Source organism: Candidatus Desulfolinea nitratireducens (assembly GCF_982879505.1).
This window is the reverse complement of record NZ_CEYOSI010000082.1, coordinates 8,420-10,645: the sequence shown is the minus strand read 5'-3', so window position 1 is coordinate 10,645 and position 2,226 is coordinate 8,420. Positions and strand designations below refer to the sequence as shown.

Annotated in this window: 4 protein-coding genes and 1 pseudogene; all 5 read left to right on the top strand. The window is 44.7% G+C overall.

Features of this window, described 5'->3' with window-relative positions; all coding sequences use genetic code 11:
* Nucleotides 1–345: pseudogene (locus tag AC3DOM_RS08995) on the top strand (DNA polymerase Y family protein); the annotation flags it as partial.
* 24 nt (nucleotides 346–369) lie between these two features.
* Nucleotides 370–822 (top strand): DinB/UmuC family translesion DNA polymerase, encoded by a 453-nt coding sequence (locus tag AC3DOM_RS08990; protein WP_487918714.1) that lies wholly within the window; start codon nucleotides 370–372, stop codon nucleotides 820–822.
* 56 nt (nucleotides 823–878) lie between these two features.
* Complete coding sequence (locus AC3DOM_RS08985) at nucleotides 879–1,502, top strand: GyrI-like domain-containing protein (RefSeq protein WP_487918708.1); 624 nt, start codon at nucleotides 879–881, stop codon at nucleotides 1,500–1,502.
* A 30-nt stretch (nucleotides 1,503–1,532) separates the two neighbouring features.
* On the top strand, nucleotides 1,533–1,952 hold the full coding sequence (locus tag AC3DOM_RS08980; protein ID WP_487918707.1) for a secondary thiamine-phosphate synthase enzyme YjbQ: 420 nt from the start codon (nucleotides 1,533–1,535) through the stop codon (nucleotides 1,950–1,952).
* Between the two features lie 17 nt (nucleotides 1,953–1,969).
* Nucleotides 1,970–2,226: hypothetical protein (locus AC3DOM_RS08975; protein WP_487918706.1), on the top strand; the 257-nt coding region annotated here is incomplete at its 3' end.

Below are 2,226 nucleotides of genomic sequence, written 5' to 3'. Positions count from 1 at the left end.
GAAGTCATCGGAAAGCGGTTGCAAACCCAAATTAAGAATGAGCTTGAGCTCTCCTCATCTATTGGTATCGCGACGAATAAATTAGTCGCGAAAATTGCAAATGATGTCGGCAAAAAAGCAGGACAACCTGGTTTCTCCCCCTTTGCGACAACAGTAGTTCCAGCGGGGCGGGAAGCTGAATTCTTATCTCCGCTGCCCGCCGGGATGCTCTGGGGCGTGGGGCCAAAAACTGAACAGAAACTGGCTGAAATGGGAATAAATACGATTGGGGAAATTGCTAATTGGCCTGAAAAAGATATTTCCCAAAGATTTGGCGAGCACGGACGAGATCTCTCCCGTCATGCCCGCGGCATTGATACACGTCCGATTATGACCGAGCGCGAAATTAAATCAATCAGCCAGGAAACGACTTTTCACCGTGATATTAGCGATGATGGCAAAATTGAGAAGACACTGCTTGCTTTAACCCAAAAAGTGGCACGACGCTTACGCAAAGCAGAGCTGGGTGGAAAAACCGTAAAACTTAAGATTCGCTGGAGCGACTTTACAACCCTCACACGTCAAAAAACGCTGCCAACAATCTCTGATAACGACCCTGAGATCTTTGATGCCGCCCTCTCTTTGCTAAGGAATTTACGTCCATCCGGAAAGCCCGTGCGTTTGATAGGGGTTGGCGTAAGTGGTCTGGGACCTCCTCTACGGCAACTTTCACTATGGGATCAGAATATTGAAGAATCACGCGAATTGCAAAAGGTTTTGGATGAGTTACAAAAGCGTTTTGGGGAAAATATCATTAAACGTGGAAGTAAAATCAAGGATTAATAGTAATCATAGACTATAATAGGGGTAATAATCGCAATTTTCTCGGGAGTATTCCCATGACCACGCTCAGTTTCACAAAAGAAATCACGGAATTATACGCGCCATCTGCTCGGCGGGTGGATATCGTTAATGTACCCGAGATGAAATTCGTGATGATTGACGGCCAAATCGAAATAGGAGGGGAAACCTCTACATCTGAAGCTTTCCAGGATACCTTGAACGTACTCAATGGGATTTCTTTCACATTAAAATTTATGTCCAAACTTGACCGAAAAAATCCGGTCGACTATAACACCATGCCATTGGAGGGATTATGGCAGCCATCCTCAAAAAAGGATTTTAAAAATAGGAGCGATTGGAAGTGGACATTAATGATGGTGCAGCCCAGTCATATCACCGATGAGATGTTCGAGAGCGCCATTGATAGTTTGAAGAGAAAACGCGGCGAAATCCCCGCCTTGACCCTGGCGCGTTTCGAGCATTTCCATGAAGGGCTGGCAATGCAAATTATGCATGTCAGTTCTCCCGGGTTGGTTTCGATGACCTTCGAGCGGATGAAAGATTTTGCCAAAGATGAGGGTCATAAATTGCGCGGACTTTTTCACGAAATCTATCTCAGCGACCCACGCCACACCAAGCCAGAAAAACAGCGCACAATATTGCGTCATCCGATAAAATAAATTTCTTGAATGAATTAAGCGATAAAGCAGATGACAGTCATAACTGATTCCATTCGCATTGATACGCAAGGCAATGCGGATAGTTACAATATCACAACAAATGTCGTAGAAGTATTGGCAAATAGTGGTATCCAAAACGGGATCGTAACCATTTTCACCCCATCGGCAACCAGTGGATTGACTACCATTGAATATGAAAGCGGTTGCCTAAGCGATTTTCGCCGTCTAATGGATGAACTGGCTTCACCGGAAAAAGGATATGCCCATGAAGAGCGGTGGCATGATGGGAACGGTCATTCTCATGTCCGGGCAGCGCTGCTAGGCCCCTCGATAACGATCCCCTTTGTAAATCAGGAACTCACCCTCGGAACCTGGCAGCAGGTTATGTTCATCGATTTTGATACACATCCACGCCAAAGAGAATTGATCGTGCAAATCATTGGAGAATAAAGTAGCAGGAGATTTATATGAGCGATAAAAAGAAGTTTGAAGTGGAAGAAATTGTTGCAGAGGAATATCAGTATATTGCTCAAACGGCTTTTCAGGCAAACGAAGACCGCGCCCGTGTAACAACTTTTTATCTGGTCAGTGTTGGCAGCCTTTTTGGTGCTTTTTTGGGAACAACACCAACCACTGAAAAGACAACGCTGTGGTTTTTTGCAGGTCTTTTTCTATTTCTATCCTATTTTGGAATTCTCACATTGCGCCAGTTAATTCAATTAAG

What these genes read in the sequence shown, in the direction of transcription:
- AC3DOM_RS08980 (WP_487918707.1), top strand. Translation starts at nt 1,533, where the DNA reads ATGACAGTCATAACTGATTCCATTCGCATTGATACGCAAGGCAATGCG.
- AC3DOM_RS08990 (WP_487918714.1), top strand. Translation starts at nt 370, where the DNA reads ATGACCGAGCGCGAAATTAAATCAATCAGCCAGGAAACGACTTTTCAC.
- AC3DOM_RS08985 (WP_487918708.1), top strand. Translation starts at nt 879, where the DNA reads ATGACCACGCTCAGTTTCACAAAAGAAATCACGGAATTATACGCGCCA.